Genomic DNA, 15,254 nt, shown 5'->3' on the forward strand with positions numbered 1-15,254 from the left:
ATGGCGGCATGGCCGGCCTCGAGCAGTATCACGCCAAGCGCGACTTCAAGAAGACCGCCGAGCCGGCCGGCAAGGTCGGCAGGCAAAAGCAAGGCGGAGGCATCTTCGTCGTCCAGAAGCATGCCGCGACGCGGCTCCACTATGATTTCCGGCTGGAGCATGACGGCGTGCTGTGGAGCTGGGCGGTGACGCGCGGCCCGAGCCTCGATCCGCATGAGAAGCGGCTGGCCGTGCATGTCGAGGATCATCCGATCGACTACGCGTCCTTCGAAGGCACCATTCCGAAGGGCCAATATGGCGGCGGCTCGGTCATCGTCTGGGACGAAGGCAAGTGGATGCCGGATGGCGATCCGGCCAAGGGCATGAAGAAGGGCCATATCGACTTCGAGCTCGAGGGCCACAAGCTCAACGGCCGCTGGCATCTGGTCAGGCTGCGGCCCCGCCCGGGCGAGAAGCGCGACAACTGGCTGCTGATCAAATCCGACGATGCCGCCGCCCGGCCCGGCGAGGATGTTCTCGAGGACGAGCCGAAATCGGTGAAGTCGGGCCTGACCATCGAGGAGGTCGGCGAAGGCAAGGCCGCCAGGGGCGAGAAACCGAAAGTCTGGCAATCCAACAGGCCGGCTGCCGCCAAGGCCAAGGCCGGGCCTGGCAAGCGTCTCGACTTCATCGAGCCGCAGCTGGCGACGCTGGAAAGGGATGCGCCCGCCGGCGAGGACTGGCTGCATGAAGTGAAATTCGACGGCTACCGCATGCAGGCGCAGATCGCCGGCAGCGACGTCAGGCTGCTCACCCGCGCCGGCCTCGACTGGACGGACAAGTTCGACGGTCCGGTCACAGGTGCCCTGGCGGGGCTGAAATGCCGCGACGCCATCATCGACGGCGAGATCGTGGTGTTGGCCGATAGCGGCGTGTCATCGTTCCCCTTGCTGCAGGCGGATCTGTCGGCGCGACGCGCCGACCGCTTCGTCTACTATGTCTTCGACCTGATGCGGCTCGACGGCCAGGATCTGCGCCGCGAACCCTTGGTCGAACGCAAGCAGGCGCTGGCCGAACTGCTCGGCGAGCAGCCCGAACATTCGGCGCTGAGCTTCAGCGACCATTTCCACGAGCCGGGCAAGGTCATGCTGCAGCATGTCTGCCGCATGGGGCTGGAAGGCGTGGTGTCGAAACGCGCAGACGCGCCCTACCGCAGCGGGCGGGGGCTCTCCTGGATCAAGTCCAAATGCACGCTGCGCCAGGAATTCGTCATCGGCGGCTATCTGCCCTCGGACAAGACCGGACGCGGCCTGCGCTCGCTGCTGGTCGGGTTCAACGAAGGCGGCAAGCTGCACTATGCCGGCCGTGTCGGCACCGGCTTTTCCGGCAAGGTGATGACCGATTTGAAGAAGAAGCTCGACGGCCTCAAGGCGAAGGGCTCGCCGTTCTCGGCCGCCGTGCCCAAGGGCAAGGGCCTCACCTTCGTCAAGCCGGAACTTGTCGGCGAGGTGGAGTTCCGCAGCTGGACATCCGACCGTATAATCCGCCACGCCTCGTTCCAGGGGCTTCGCGAGGACAAGCCGGCGGAGGAAGTCGTGCAGGAAAAGCCGAAGAAGGCCGAAACCGGAGCGAAGCCGGGTACAAAGACCGCGTCGAAAGCCTCGGCCGGAACGGCGAAGACCTCGATAAAGCTGTCGCATCCCGACAAGCTGCTGTGGCCCGACGAGAAGGTTTCGAAACAGGACCTGCTCGGTCACTACGCGCTGGTCTGGCCGCGCATGGCTGAATTCGTCGTCAACCGGCCGCTGAGCCTGGTGCGCGCGCCGGACGGCATCCACGGCCAGCGCTTCTTTCAGAAACACGCCTCGCCCGGCATGAGCGACAAGATCGCCAGGATGAAAGATCCGATTGACGGCGAGGAGATCCTGTTCATCAAGGATTTCGATGGACTGGCCGCGCTTGTCCAGTACGGCGTGGTCGAGGTCCATATCTGGGGCTGCACTCTCGACGCGCTGGAGAAGCCGGACCAGATCATCTTCGACCTCGATCCGGACGAAGGCGTCGATGTCGGCAAAGTGCGCGAGGCGGCGCTCGACATCCACAAGCAGCTCGACGAGCTGTCGCTGCCCAACCTGGTCAAGACCTCCGGCGGCAAGGGCTATCATGTGCTGGTGCCGCTGAAACCCTCGGCGGAGTGGGACGCGGTCAAGGATTTCGCCCATGATTTCGCCCGCGCGCTGGAGCAGGCCGCGCCCGACCGCTACACGGCGACGCTGTCGAAGAAGGCGCGCACCGGCAAGATCTTCGTCGACTATCTGCGCAACGGCAGGGGCTCGACCACGGTCGCGCCCTATTCCTCGCGTGCCAAGAAGGGCGCAACGATATCGATGCCGGTGACCTGGCCTGAGATCGAAAAGGGCTTGGCGCCGAATGCTTTCCCGCTGGGGGACGAGACGACGCTGAAGCAATTGAAGAAGGCGGATCCGTGGGCGGAGTTCTTCAAGCTGGGGAAGCCGCTGAGGCGGGGATAATTTTCAGCGCCGAGGGACAGCACCCCCCTCTGGCCTGCCGGCCATCTCCCCCGCAAGGGGGGAGATTGGATGTCGTCTCGGCTTTCGCCAATCTCCAACGTTAGGAGAATGGCGGAGCGCCAGAACTGCCAATCTCCCCCCATGCGGGGGAGATGCCCGGCAGGGCAGAGGGGGGTGCTGTCCCGCCAGCATCGTGAGATTGTCCGCCTAGGAGAGAAACACCCTCTCGAACGCCTCCCTGCCCGTCGGCGAGAACACCACGGCGCGGCTGTCCTTTTCGCGCCGGGCCCATTTCTCGGCGATGATCTTGTCGAGGATGGCGGCGCCCAGCGTGCCTGCGAGATGCGAGCGCCGCACGCTCCAGTCGAGGCAGGCGCGGCACACCGGCCGCCGCGCCTTGGCATGGGTCTCGATGCCGAGCGCGGAAAAATGCGAGACGCCGGATGACGAGAGCCTGATCTCGTTGTCCTCGCGCAGCAAAAGTTTCCTGTCGAAGAGCCCGTCGAGCATCGCCACCGCCTGCTCGCCGGCGAGGTGATCGTAACAAACGCGCGCCACGCGCATGGCCACGTCGCGCGGGCCGGGCCGCACACGCTTCGGGCCGACCGCCTCGGCGACGCCGATGATCGCCTCGATCATGCCGGCCACCTGCGCGCTGGCAAGGCCGTAATAGCGGTGGCGCCCTTGGCTGGCCAAGGTCAGCAGCCCGCCATCCATCAGCTTGGACAGATGCGAGGAAGCGGTGGGCAGCGATACGCCGGCCTCGAGCGCCAGTTCCGACGCCGTCAGCGCCGTGCCGCCCATCAACGCGTTCAGCATGTTGGCGCGGGCCGGATCGCCGACCAGGCTGGCGATGCGGGCGATGTCCGGTCCTTCACGCATGGTTCGATCCTTATCGAAGCATTCCCGTCAGGGAAGCACTATTGTCCAGTCAGCTCAAGCAGCCCGGCAAACTCTCCTGACAGGAAGATGCCTAGCACAATGACGCAAGCGATGTTTCGACCGGGATCGAACCGTCGTCGTCGAAGAACCAACCATACGAGGAGACCGACATGACCATCACCTGCTTCATCCGCTACGAGATCGATCCGTTCGGCAAGGCGGCGTTCGAGCAATATGCGCGCGCCTGGGGTCAGGCCATTCCGCGTTGCGGCGCCGACCTGATCGGCTACTACGCCCCGCACGAAGGCTCGGCCACCACGGCCTATGCCGCCTACAACGTCGAGAGCCTCGCGGACTATGAAGTCTATCGCGCGCGGCTTGCCGCCGACCCGGCCGGCAAGGCAAACTACGAATTCGCGCGGCGCGAGAAATTCATCCTCAAGGAGGACCGCGTCTTCCTGAAGCTGGTGTCCGGCCCGCATGGTCCGCGGCAGGTCTTTCGCACCGACGTGACGGTCAGGGAAGGGATGGAGGCATGATCGCAGTCATCTTCGAAGTGGAGCCGGCGGAAGGCAAGCGCGACGCCTATCTCGGCATCGCCGCGGAGCTTAAGCCCCTGCTCGACGGCATAGACGGTTTCATTTCGGTCGAGCGCTTCCAGAGCCTTGCCGATCCCAGGCGGGTGCTGTCGCTGTCCTTCTGGCGCGACGAGGAAGCGGTGAAAGCCTGGCGCAACACCGAGGAGCACCGCCAGGCGCAGAAGGCGGGGCGGGGCGGCATCTTTGCCGGCTACCGTCTGCGCATCGCCCATGTCGTGCGCGACTACGGGATGATCGAAAGGGCGGAAGCGCCAAGGGATAGCCGCGCGGTGAATGGGTGAACGCGCCTTCCCTTACCCCCTTGCGGGAGAAGGGAAAACCTAATGCATGTCGCGCAAAAGTGTGCAGCGGTTTTGCGACAACGACATGCATGAAAACAAAGCCTTAAAGCGCGTCGCCTGGATCCACTTCAGCGCGACGCGCTTTAAGCGTTCCCGATCAGCACGCCCGCCCCGAACACCAGCGCGCCGCCCAGCACCACCTGGAAGGCGGCGCGCCAGAACGGGGTCTGCATGTAGCGGTTCTGGACGAAAGCGATAGCCCAGAGCTCGAAGAACACCACCACCGCCGCCACGGCGGTGGCCGTCCAGAAGTGCGGGATCAGATAGGGCAGCGCGTGGCCGAGGCCGCCCAGCGAAGTCATCAGGCCGACCGTCAGCCCGCGCTTGATCGGCGAGCCGCGCCCCGACAGCTTGCCGTCGTCGGAGGCGACCTCGGTGAAACCCATCGAAATGCCGGCGCCGATCGAGGCGGCGAGGCCGACCAGAAGCGTCTGCCAGGTGTCGTGCGTGGCGAATGCCGCGGCGAAGATCGGCGCCAGCGTCGACACCGAGCCGTCCATCAGCCCGGCCAGCCCCGGCTGCACATAGGTGAGGATGAACTGGCGCTGCTCGGCGCTCGCCTCCTCGACCTTGACCGTGCCCGGCACATGCTCCTGCTCCAATTCATGCGCCGAGCTCTCATGGCCCTGCTCGGCCACGGCGAGATCGTCGAGCAGCTTTCGCGTCGAGGCGTCGGTGGTGCGCTTGGCCGCCTCTACATAGAAGCGATAGGCCTGCTGCTCCATGGCCTCCGCCTGGCGCCGCACATGCTCGATGCCGAGCGGCTTCACCAGCCAGTCGGGCTTGCGCTCGAAATAGCCTTTCACATGCTCGCGCCGGATCAGCGGGATGCGCTCGCCGAAGCGCTTGCGGTAAAGCTCGATGAGCGAATCGCGATGGCCGTCCTCTTCCTCGGCCATCGCCTCGAACACTTTTGCCGATTGCGGAAAGTCCTGCGCCAGGCCATCGGCATAGGCGCGGTAGATGCGTCCGTCATCCTCCTCGGAAGAGATCGCCAGCGCCAGGATCTCCTGCTCCGACAGCGAATCGAACGAACGGCGGCCGAAGCCGAAAACACGAGAAAGCATGATGGGATCACTCTAGTTTAGAATTATTCTAAACTAGGATCTTGCTTGCCGGACGTCAATTGCGAACGGCACGGGCCGCGACGCGAATGGGTGATCCAGCGGAGCCCGGCTCAACTCTTCATTATTGCCGAATGTTCGCCTATATAGCTTGCAACCACCAAAATTGAAGGAATCCCCGGCATGACGAACAAAAAGCCCCCGCACGCATTCGATGCCAAACCGGTTCTCGATCTCATCGCCAGCATCGAGGCCGACCTGCAGCGCCTGAAGGGCCTCGTCGAGGAGCAGCTCGAAAAATTCGACCCGGCCAACCCGCACAACAAGACGCCGGATGGCAAGCTGACCGAGGAAGGCGCCGAGTGCTGCTATCGCATGTTCGACGAAGGCAAGTCGCGCTACACGGTTTCCCAGCAGATGAAGATATCCTTCGCCGCTGCCACCCACCGCTTCAACTCCTGGCGCAAGCTCGGCGGCAGCAAAAGGACAAAGACGCTGCTGGGATGAGCGGTCGCCGACAGGGCGAAATGTCGGCGGGACAGCGCCCCCCTCTGGCTTGCCGGCCATCTCCCCCACGAGGGGAAAGATTAGCTGTTTCGGCGCCCCGCCCATTCTTGCGACCTAGGAGATTGGCGAAAGCCGGCGTGACGTCTGATCTCCCCCTTGTGGGCCCTTGTGGAGGAGATGTCCGGCAGGACAGAGGGGCCGCGCGAAGGAACGCCAACTTCCAAAACCGCCAAACCAACCTTGTCTCCGTCACATTTTTTCGTTGGCGCGCCGGGATGATTTCCGTGCACCATGGCGGGACTCATCCTGCGAGGCCCTCTATGACCACCCTCCCCGGCATCTCCGACATCCGCGCCGCCGCGGCGCGGCTTTCCGGCTTGACCGTCGAAACGCCGCTGATCGAGTCGCCCGAGCTCAACAAGCGCTATGGCGGCCGCATCCTGTTCAAGCCCGAGACGCTGCAGCGCACCGGCTCCTTCAAGATCCGCGGCGCCTACAACAAGCTTTCGAGCCTGAGCGAGGAGGAGCGCGGCCGCGGTGTCGTGGCCTTCTCTTCCGGCAACCATGCGCAAGGGGTGGCGGCCTCGGCCGCCATGTTCGGCGTCAAGGCTGTCATCGCCATGCCGGCCGATGCGCCGGCCATGAAGATCGGCAATGTCCGCAAGATGGGCGCCGAGGTGGTGCCGTTCGACCGCTTCAAGGATGACCGCATGGCCGTTGTCCGCCCCTATATCGAGAAGGGCATGGTGCTGGTGCCGCCCTTCGACGATCCGGCCATCATTGCCGGCCAGGGCACGATCGGCCTGGAGCTGATGAAGCAGGCGAAAGCGCTCGGCGCAGCGCTCGACGCCGTCGTCGTGCCTTGCGGCGGCGGCGGCCTGTCGAGCGGTATCTCGGTCGCCGTCAAGGACGCTTCGCCGCGAACCGCCGTCTGGGCGGTCGAGCCCGAGCATTTCGACGACACGCGCCGCTCGCTGGCCAAGGGCGAGCGGGTCGCGAACGATCCCGGCCATAGCTCGATCTGCGATGCGCTGCTGACCGCCGAGCCCGGCGCCATCACCTTCGAGATCAACCGCAGGAATCTCGCCGGCGGCATTGCCGTCTCCGAAGACGCGGTCAGACAGGCGATGCGCGACGCCATGGCTCATCTCAAGCTGGTGGTCGAGCCCGGCGGCTGCGTCGCGTTTGCCGCGCTCTCCTCCGGCGAGATCGACCTCGCCGGCAAATGCGTTGCCGTCGTGCTCTCCGGCGGCAATGTCGATCTCGTCACCTATGCCGGGATTATGGCCGCCGCATAAAGCGCCGCGCCGCGATCATCCGCTCGCCAGCGCCTGTTCGAGATAGTCGCTGAAGGCGCGCGCCTTTTGCGAAGGGCGCCGTCCGGCCGGGAACACGACGTAAGCCGCTACAGGGTCGAGACGGTAGTCTGCCAGGAGCTCCACCAGTGCACCGGAGACAAGCTCCTCCGCGCACATCCATGTCGAGGCGATTGCGATGCCGAGGCCCGCGCTCGCGCAAGCGAGGACGCCTACGGTCGAACGGGTCCGCACCCGGGGATTGACGGTTTGGATCTCGGCGATGCCGTCCCGATGCGCGTTCCAGTTCTGCTCGTTCATGTCGCTGGGCCCGCTGATGAGATGATGCCGGCTGAGCTCGGCGAGGGTCTTCGGAATACCGCACCGGGCGAGGTAGGTGGGCGAGGCGACGAATAGGCGCCGGGCGGTGGCGAGCTTGCGCGCCACGAAACTGGAATCCGGCTGTTCGCCAAGGCGAAGCGCCATGTCGGCGCCTTCCGCGATGAGGTTCTCGTAACGGTCGGACATCATGAGATCGATCTTCAGCAAGGGATGGTTGTCGAGGAAGGCAAGCAGCCGCGGCACTATCTGCCGCGCTCCAAAACCTTGCGACAGCGCCACGCGCAGTGTGCCGGACAGCCTGTCGGCGCTGCGGGCGGCGTTTTCCGCCTCTTCGACCCCGGCAAGCGCTTCTCGGGCGCGAGACAACAGAGCCTCGCCCGCGTCGGTGAGCGAGAGTTGGCGAGTGGTCCGGGTAAGCAGCTTGACGCCCAGCCGGTCCTCAAGCGCGGCCACTGTCCGCGAGACGGAAGGTTGCGACAGCCCGAACTCCCTGGCCACCTTGGAAAAACTGCCCGTCTCGACGGTGCGGACAAAGATCGCCAGTTGCTGAAATCGGTCATTCATACCAGATACGTATATATCATATGAACCCGGCGGCGCTACCGGTCACACGACGCATGATTTACCTCCTCAGCAACACGCCGCGTGGCGGCGATGAGCGAAGGAGAAAGATCATGAACGAGCTGAAGGACAAGGTAGCGATCGTGACCGGCGCGTCAAAGGGGATCGGTGCGGCGATAGCGCGTCGGTTTGCCGAGGCGGGCGCCGCCGTGATGGTCAATTACGCTTCGAGCAAGGAGGATGCGGACCGGGTGGTCGCAGACATCCTGCGCGAAGGTGGCAAGGCCGTGGCGGTCCAGGCGGATGTCAGCAACAGCGCCGACGTGAAGCGGCTCTTTGCCGAGACCAAGGCGACGTTCGGGACGCCCAGCATCCTCGTCAACAATGCCGGCGTGTACCGCTTCGGGCCGCTGGAGGACGTGACGGAAGCCGAGTTCCATCGTCAGTTCAACACCAACGTGCTGAGCACGATCCTGACGACTCAGGAAGCGGCACGGGCCTTTGACGGCCATGGCGGCAGCGTCATCAATCTCAGCACGATTTCGAGCACCAATCCGGTGCCGAACTCCGTCGTCTATTCGGCCTCCAAGAGCGCCGTGGACACGATCACCAGGGCGCTCGCCAACGAGTTGGCCACCCGCAGGATCCGCGTCAACGCGATCGCACCGGGCATGACGGAAACCGAAGGCCTCGCAGTCGTGGGCATCGATGACGAAACCGCCAAGAACATCGGAGCGACTTTGCCGATGGGCCGGGTGGGGCAGCCCGACGACATAGCCCGCGTCGCCGTCTTCCTGGCTTCCGACCAGTCAGCCTGGCTGACGGGTGAGCGTATCACTGCCTCCGGCGGCCAGCGTTAGCCGTTCGTCCGGAGTGAACTCGGCATCGATCTTGCAAAGTGTTGCGGCAATGGAATGGGCACGTCCGCCTGCCTCGACATCTTCATTGTTGTTCCGGAACGCAGCGGAGAACGCTCATCGCCGGCACCTCTTGCAGAAGGTCGGCATCCGAAGCCCTCACGACAGCGGACGTTCCCATCCCGACGAACGATGCCGGCTTGTCAGCTGGAGCGGACATCCGCGGCCCTGAGAACATTCGAACTGCGCGGCGACCGTCCCGTCACCCGGCTGAACACGCGAGAGAAAGCGGCGCCGCTCTGGTAGCCGACCTGCAAGGCCACGCTCTTGACCGGCTTACCCCTGGCAAGAAGCTGACGTGCGACCGTCATGCGCCAGACCGTCAGATAGTCGATAGGCGTCTGGCCGATCCGTGTCCGGAAATGCTCGGCGAACCGCGTGCGTGACATGCCGGCGATCCCGGCGAGATCTTCCAGGGTCCATGGCTTCCCGGGCGCATCGTGCATTGCCGTCAGCACCCTGGCAAGGCGCGGATCGCCGAGTCCGGCGAGCACGCCGGTCGCTACCCGGCCGCTGTCGGTGACGTGTCGCACGATCAGGATCAGGAGGTAGTCCAACAGCTGGTCGAGCGCCACCTGGCGGCCACTCAGTTCGGAGAATGCTTCGCCGATCAGCAGATCGCAGACCGGCGCCAGCGCGGGATGCGACGCGAGCGGCAGGACCACGAGTTCGGGCAGGCCCTGTCCGATCGGGTTGCCCTCGGCGCCGCCGAGCTCGACGGTCGCGCAAACGAGATCGGCGCCGCGGTCCGGATCAACCGTGAAACTGTGGACGCGGCCACGAGGAAAAAACAGGAGGGATGGCTCATCAAGCTGGAGGTCGACCTGGCCGGCCCGGGCGAGCGTGAGCACGCCTCCCTTGAGAAGGTGCAAGTGGCCTTCATCGGTGAAGTGCCTCGTCTCGCAAAGGTTACCGGTGAAGAAGGTCCGGGCTCTCGGCGTGACGTGGTCGAACAGGGCAGCGAAGGGATCCATTGGGACGATCGGCAACGTATTTGGCACCAACCATCACCTTTAATCCGACATATAGGGCAGTGCAAGCCCGCATGTTACAGAAAAGGACCCCTCACATGCCCCGTATCGCTCCCATCGAAACTGCCCATGCCGATCCCGGCGTCAAGGCCACGTTGTCGGCCGTCAAGACCAAGATCGGCATGGTGCCGAACCTATTCTCGACTTTTGCGCGATCGCCCGCGGTGCTCAACGGCTATGTTGCCTTCTCCGATGCGCTCGGCAAAGGCGTGCTGACCGCCAAGCAGCGGGAGATCGTTGCGCTCGCCATTGGGCAGGCGAACGAGTGCGAGTACTGCCTCTCGGCGCACACGCTGATGGGCAAGGGCGCCGGCCTGTCGCCGGAAGGCATCCGCAGGGCCCGCGAGGGCAAGGCGGAAACCGCCATCGACGCCGTCATCGCATCGTTCGCGCGCCGCGTGCTTGAGAAGCGCGGGCAGGTCACGGACGCCGAAGTCGCCGCCGTGCGTTCGGCTGGTCTTGACGACGCCCGCATCATCGAGGTGATCGCGAACGTCGCGATCAACGTGCTGACCAACTACACCAACAACGTGGCGCTGACCGATATCGACTTTCCCAAGGTCGATGTCGCGCTGCGACCTGCCGCCTGATCCCGAAGGGCGTGGCGCTCGATCCTTGGGCGCCGCGCTCCCCGCAATCACACGGTCCACGGCCTGTGCAGGCCCTCCTCAATGGCAGCGTGTCATGAATATTCGTTTCGTCACCAACACCGCTCAGGCCTTGCTCGACTACCTCGTCGCGCTGAGCCTGATTGCCATGCCGTTCCTCGTTGGGCTCCGCCATCCCGAACGCCACGGGATTGCAATCTTCGTCCTGCCCTGTTGGCTGCAGGTTGTCGTCGACCGCCTCGTCAGCGGCGTATTCATCGTTGTTCCGTTCGTGCTCGGCTTCCAGGGTCTCGAAGTCTGGTACTACTGGGCGAAAGTGAGATCCGGTCCGCGCTTGAGCCAGCCTGGGGATTGTGCCGGCCGAGGATCAACGAATGGCGGCGCAGCTTGAATAGGTGGTGGCCGACGTCCCGCCCGCAATCGGTTGCTTCGGCCTGAGACGGAACAGCGGGTGTATGGAGATGCCTCTCAAGGATGAAGTCGGTGTCCTGCGACAGGTGCCGCTGTTTGCCTGCATCGCACCGGCCAGGCTCAAATTGCTCGCCGTCACTTCGGATCGGCCACGTGGTGCAGTGGTTGCACACTCAAGATAAGGACCTCTCACATGACCCGTATCGCCCTCGTCCACACATCCCATGCCGACGCCGCCTCGGGCGGGCAGCGCTAGCCGCTTGCCCGGGAGCGAGTTCGGCATCGAAGGTGTTGCGGCAAGCAGGCGGCCAAATCCGTCGGCCGCGATATGTCCAGTGTCAACTTCCATAACTATAGCGGAGAACCCTCATGCCCCAACCAGAACATTTTGATTTTCTGATCCTCGGCAGCGGCCAGGGCGGCAAGGCGCTTGCCTGGCATCTGGGCCGATCCGGCCAGCGCGTCGCGGTCGTCGAGCGCCGATGGGTCGGCGGCTCCTGTCCTGCGGTGGCCTGCATGCCCAGCAAGAATGAGGTGTGGAGCGCGCGGGTCGCCTACCTGTCCCACAACGCCGGCCAGTTCGGCACGTCGACCGGTCCCGTCTCGACCGACATGGCGAAGGTTCGCCGGCGCAAGCAGGAGATGGTCGATCGCGAGATCGCCTTCCACCTCGATGCCTATAAGAGCAGCGGCGCGGAGCTGATCATGGGCAGCGGCCGCTTCGTTGGACAAAAGACGATCGAAGTTGCGCTGAACGACGGCGGCACGCGGGTGCTCACCGGCGACAAGGTCGTCGTCAATGTCGGCACGCATGCGGCGATCCCCGGTATTCCCGGTCTCGAGCAAGCCCAGCCGCTCACCCATATCAGCGCCCTCGAGCTCGACACCCTGCCGCCGCATCTCATCGTGCTCGGCGGCGGCTATGTCGGGCTGGAACTGGCGCAGGCCTATCGCCGCTTCGGCAGCCGGGTGACGGTGATCGAAGCCGGGCCTCAGCTCATCGGCCGCGAGGACCGCGACGTCGCCGACGAGATGCGGAAACTTCTTGAGGACGAAGGCATCGAGTTCTTTGTCGGCACCGAGCCGCTGGGCGTGCATGGCCGCTCCGGCGAACAGGTCAGCGTGACCATACGCACGGCTTCGGGCAAGCGGACGATCGAGGGCAGTCATCTGCTCGCTGCCGTCGGGCGCGTGCCGAACACCGCCGGTATCGGCCTCGAAGAGGCCGGCGTCGCGCTGGACAGCCGTGACTTCATCCGGGTCAACGAACGGCTGGAGACCGTCGCGCCCGATGTCTGGGCGCTCGGCGAATGCGCCGGCAGTCCGCAATTCACGCATGTCTCGGTCGACGATTTCCGCATCGTCCGGGACAATCTGGCCGGCGGCCATCGCACGACGCGCGACCGGCTGGTGCCCTACACGATGTTCACCGATCCGCCGCTCGCCCGCGTCGGCTTGAGCGAGGGCGAAGCGCAGCGCCAGGGCGTCATCGTGCGCGTCGCCAATCTGCCGATGAGCGCCGTGCTGCGCACCGAAGCGACGGATGAAAAGCAGGGTTTTATGAAGGTGGTCGTGGCCGGCGATGACGACCGTATCCTCGGCTTCACGATGATCGGCTCCGAGGCAGGCGAGGTGCTGGCGGCGGTGCAGACGGCGATACTGGCGAACCTGCCTTATCCGAAGCTGCGCGATGCCGTCATCACGCATTTGACGATCGCGGAGGGACTTGGGCCCCTGCTGGCGAACCTGCCGCCGAGGCCCGGACAATAGGTTGGAAGCTTCATCCCGGGGAGCCACCGGAGAGACAAATGACCGAGGAGGAAATTATCATGAAGGCAATCGTGGTGACCGACCAGGCCGCGGGAACGGCCGGGATGACGCTGGTGGACCGGCCCGAGCCGCAGGCAGCGATAAATGATGTCGTGGTTCAGGTTCATGCGTCGGGATTCGTCCCGACCGAGCTGGCGTGGCCCTCGACCTGGACCGATCGCCGCGACCGTGACCGAACACCGTCGATCCCCGGGCACGAGCTGGCCGGCGTGGTCATCGCCCTGGGCTACGGCACGACGGGGCTGTCGGTGGGACAGCGGGTGTTCGGCCTCGCCGACTGGTATCGCGACGGCACCCTGGCGCAGTATATCGCCATCGAGGCGCGCAACCTCGCGCCGCTGCCGGGCGACGTCGACTTCACGGTGGGCGCGAGCCTGCCGATCTCGGGCCTGACCGCCTGGCAGGGGCTGTTCGAGCACGGCCGCCTCCGGGCCGGGCAGAGCGTGCTTGCGCATGGCGCAGCGGGCGCGGTCGGGTCGATGGTGACGCAACTCGCGCGAGAGGCCGGCGCCTACGTCATCGGCACCGGCCGCGCCGCTGACCGTCAGGCGGTGCTCGACTTTGGCGCGAGGGAGTTCATCGACCTCGACAACGACGCCCTGGAAGATGCCGGCAAAATCGATCTGGTGTTCGACGTCATCGGCGGCGACATCGGCAAGCGGTCCGCAGGCATGATTCGGGCCGGAGGAACGCTGGTGTCCGTCGTCGGGCCGGTAGAGGCGCGGCCCGCTGACGGCCTGGCGGTCGACTTCGTCGTCGAGTCCGATCGTGCCCAGTTGAGCGAGATCGTCCAGCGGGTGCGGGACGGACGTCTGCGGACGAACATCGGCAACGTCTCGACCCTCGACGATGCCGTCGCCGCCTTCAACCCCACCGAGCGACGCAGGGGAAAGACGATCATCCGCGTTCGTCCGTGAGGACTTGGGGACGGCGAATGGTTTCCTCCGGGTTAGAACGTGCCGTTCATCGATGTCCGGTTCTGGCCACAACAAGGCCGTTCGAGCCACTCTCGCTCGCCCCTTGCAATTGTCCTCCGCCCCCAATCCAGCGGCGGCGAGGGGCTTTCAAGTTGTCGCGCGGTTGGACCCGCTTTGGGGCAGAGAGAAGACTGGCGGGTTTCGGGCTGCGAATCTGCGAGAGCTGACATTCAGGTTAGGTCGGCATCGTTCGAGACATGACCCGACGCCGAAACATGGAAGCACGCGACGCAATCGAGTGCAGCCTTGCGGGTACCTCAATCGAGGAAGGGATTGGGCATTCACGCAGCCTCCTGAAATCACACGTCGCCGAGCAAGGCCGCACTCGTGCGCTGCTTGGCTTGCGGGTTGACGATATCGGCTTGTCCTTCGCCGCTCATCATCGCCCACAGGTTCTTGGCCGCATGCCAGCCGATGGCTTGAGTTCCTTCAGTCGTCCAGGCGGCGACATGCGGCGTGCACAAGACGTTGGGCCGCGAAAACAGCGGATCGTCGGTCTTCGGCGGCTCCTGGTCGAACACGTCGAGTGCTGCACCCGCGATTTGGCCATTGGCCAGCGCTGCTCGCAGGGCCGCGTAGTCGATCAGCGATCCGCGCCCGGTGTTAACGACAATGGCTGAGGGTTTCATCTTCGCAAACGCGGCGGCGTTCAGGATGTAATGGTTATCCGGGCTCGGCGTTGCGTGCAGCGTCAAGAAGTCGGATTGCTTCACCAGAGTGAAGAAGTCTACGAGTTCGATACCCGGAGGCGCTTCCTTAAGGAAGGGATCATAGGCCAGGATGCGAGCCTCCCAGCCCGACAGCCGTTGCGCCACGCCACGGCCGATGCGGCCGAGGCCGAGGATGCCGACGGTGGCGCCGCGCAGCGTAGCGCCATGTGTCAGGCCGCGCCACCCGCCACGCCGCATGAATTCGGGCGTCCACGTGCCGAGTTGCTTGGCAACAGCCAACATTAGGGCGACCGCGTGCTCGCTGACCGTAAAGATTTGAAAGTCGTTCGGCGTGCTGGAAACCAGAATGCCGTGCTCTGTTGCGGCGTCGATATCAATGCTGTCAACGCCAATGCCATATTTCGAGATATAGCGCAGATCCGGAAGCGCCTGTAAGACGCTCCGGGTGATGCGGGTGCCGCTTGCCCCCATCAAGGCGACACAGCCCTGTGCCTTGGCAATCAGCTCATCCTCGGTGAAGCGCTTGAACGGCATTTCCCAGAGCGCATTGCCGAAAATGACGTTGACCCCACGCTCGCGCAACCAGTCCAGCGAGGCGTCAGTCGGGTCGTAGCGTTCAAATGCGAGAACGCTGGGCAAGTCTTGAGCGCTCATGATGGTGCGATCTCCTCAGATACCTTCGAATTGTCCCGACGGAACAGTTCTTGT

The 15,254-nt window shown here is 64.6% G+C and carries 15 protein-coding genes and 1 pseudogene; 11 read left to right on the top strand and 5 right to left on the bottom strand.

Features of this window, described 5'->3' with window-relative positions; translation table 11 throughout:
* The first annotated feature begins 8 nt into the window (after positions 1-8).
* A complete protein-coding gene (ligD, locus tag FJ418_RS08440) occupies positions 9-2,510 on the top strand; it encodes a DNA ligase D (protein ID WP_140864805.1) in 2,502 nt (833 codons plus the stop codon).
* Between the two features lie 207 nt (positions 2,511-2,717).
* On the opposite strand, the gene FJ418_RS08450 is transcribed toward ligD, so the two are convergent.
* Positions 2,718-3,392 carry a winged helix-turn-helix domain-containing protein gene (locus FJ418_RS08450; RefSeq protein ID WP_140864807.1) on the bottom strand — a complete coding sequence of 225 codons (675 nt, stop codon included), beginning with the start codon at positions 3,390-3,392 and terminating at the stop codon, positions 2,718-2,720.
* 170 nt (positions 3,393-3,562) lie between these two features.
* Here FJ418_RS08450 and FJ418_RS08455 point away from each other — a divergent pair, with 170 nt between their 5' ends.
* The gene (locus FJ418_RS08455; RefSeq protein ID WP_140645923.1) at positions 3,563-3,931 is read left to right on the top strand and encodes an NIPSNAP family protein; all 369 of its coding nucleotides are present in this window, start codon (positions 3,563-3,565) and stop codon (positions 3,929-3,931) included.
* The gene (locus tag FJ418_RS08460; protein WP_140864809.1) at positions 3,928-4,272 is read left to right on the top strand and encodes an antibiotic biosynthesis monooxygenase; all 345 of its coding nucleotides are present in this window, start codon (positions 3,928-3,930) and stop codon (positions 4,270-4,272) included. The genes FJ418_RS08455 and FJ418_RS08460 overlap by 4 nt, the downstream gene beginning before the upstream one ends.
* A gap of 143 nt (positions 4,273-4,415) precedes the next feature.
* Here the strand turns inward: FJ418_RS08460 and mbfA are convergent, their stop codons facing one another.
* A complete protein-coding gene (mbfA, locus tag FJ418_RS08465; protein ID WP_140645921.1) occupies positions 4,416-5,399 on the bottom strand; it encodes an iron exporter MbfA in 984 nt (327 codons plus the stop codon).
* Between the two features lie 180 nt (positions 5,400-5,579).
* Here mbfA and FJ418_RS08470 point away from each other — a divergent pair, with 180 nt between their 5' ends.
* Both FJ418_RS08470 and FJ418_RS08475 read left to right on the top strand, forming a co-directional pair.
* The gene (locus FJ418_RS08470; protein WP_140658183.1) at positions 5,580-5,903 is read left to right on the top strand and encodes a hypothetical protein; all 324 of its coding nucleotides are present in this window, start codon (positions 5,580-5,582) and stop codon (positions 5,901-5,903) included.
* A gap of 320 nt (positions 5,904-6,223) precedes the next feature.
* Complete coding sequence (locus FJ418_RS08475; RefSeq protein WP_140784676.1) at positions 6,224-7,201, top strand: threonine/serine dehydratase; 978 nt, start codon at positions 6,224-6,226, stop codon at positions 7,199-7,201.
* A 15-nt stretch (positions 7,202-7,216) separates the two neighbouring features.
* Here FJ418_RS08475 and FJ418_RS08480 read toward each other — a convergent pair whose 3' ends face one another.
* Complete coding sequence (locus FJ418_RS08480) at positions 7,217-8,104, bottom strand: LysR family transcriptional regulator (protein ID WP_140864811.1); 888 nt, start codon at positions 8,102-8,104, stop codon at positions 7,217-7,219.
* Between the two features lie 110 nt (positions 8,105-8,214).
* On the opposite strand from FJ418_RS08480, the gene FJ418_RS08485 reads away from it, so the two are divergent.
* On the top strand, positions 8,215-8,961 hold the full coding sequence (locus tag FJ418_RS08485; protein WP_140864813.1) for a glucose 1-dehydrogenase: 747 nt from the start codon (positions 8,215-8,217) through the stop codon (positions 8,959-8,961).
* A gap of 200 nt (positions 8,962-9,161) precedes the next feature.
* On the opposite strand, the gene FJ418_RS08490 is transcribed toward FJ418_RS08485, so the two are convergent.
* Positions 9,162-9,992, bottom strand: coding sequence for an AraC family transcriptional regulator (locus FJ418_RS08490; protein ID WP_140864815.1), 831 nt, complete (start codon positions 9,990-9,992; stop codon positions 9,162-9,164).
* A 95-nt stretch (positions 9,993-10,087) separates the two neighbouring features.
* Here FJ418_RS08490 and FJ418_RS08495 point away from each other — a divergent pair, with 95 nt between their 5' ends.
* The 5 genes and pseudogenes from FJ418_RS08495 to FJ418_RS08515 all read left to right on the top strand — a co-directional run bounded on the left by FJ418_RS08495 (position 10,088) and on the right by FJ418_RS08515 (position 13,815).
* Positions 10,088-10,639: a carboxymuconolactone decarboxylase family protein gene (locus FJ418_RS08495; RefSeq protein ID WP_140645915.1), complete on the top strand. Its 552-nt coding sequence runs from the start codon at positions 10,088-10,090 to the stop codon at positions 10,637-10,639.
* A 94-nt stretch (positions 10,640-10,733) separates the two neighbouring features.
* The gene (locus tag FJ418_RS08500; protein ID WP_140658173.1) at positions 10,734-11,048 is read left to right on the top strand and encodes a hypothetical protein; all 315 of its coding nucleotides are present in this window, start codon (positions 10,734-10,736) and stop codon (positions 11,046-11,048) included.
* 70 nt (positions 11,049-11,118) lie between these two features.
* Positions 11,119-11,217: pseudogene (locus FJ418_RS32345) on the top strand (cyclic nucleotide-binding protein); the annotation flags it as partial.
* A gap of 220 nt (positions 11,218-11,437) precedes the next feature.
* Complete coding sequence (locus FJ418_RS08510) at positions 11,438-12,838, top strand: mercuric reductase (RefSeq protein ID WP_140864817.1); 1,401 nt, start codon at positions 11,438-11,440, stop codon at positions 12,836-12,838.
* Between the two features lie 59 nt (positions 12,839-12,897).
* On the top strand, positions 12,898-13,815 hold the full coding sequence (locus FJ418_RS08515; protein WP_140865124.1) for an NADP-dependent oxidoreductase: 918 nt from the start codon (positions 12,898-12,900) through the stop codon (positions 13,813-13,815).
* A gap of 359 nt (positions 13,816-14,174) precedes the next feature.
* Here the strand turns inward: FJ418_RS08515 and FJ418_RS08520 are convergent, their stop codons facing one another.
* Positions 14,175-15,200, bottom strand: a complete 1,026-nt coding sequence (locus FJ418_RS08520; protein WP_140864819.1) for a hydroxyacid dehydrogenase — start codon at positions 15,198-15,200, stop codon at positions 14,175-14,177.
* Between the last annotated feature and the right edge of the window lie 54 nt (positions 15,201-15,254).

Origin of the sequence: Mesorhizobium sp. B2-8-3, assembly GCF_006440815.1 — a bacterium.
In the GTDB taxonomy this organism is placed as follows: domain Bacteria; phylum Pseudomonadota; class Alphaproteobacteria; order Rhizobiales; family Rhizobiaceae; genus Mesorhizobium.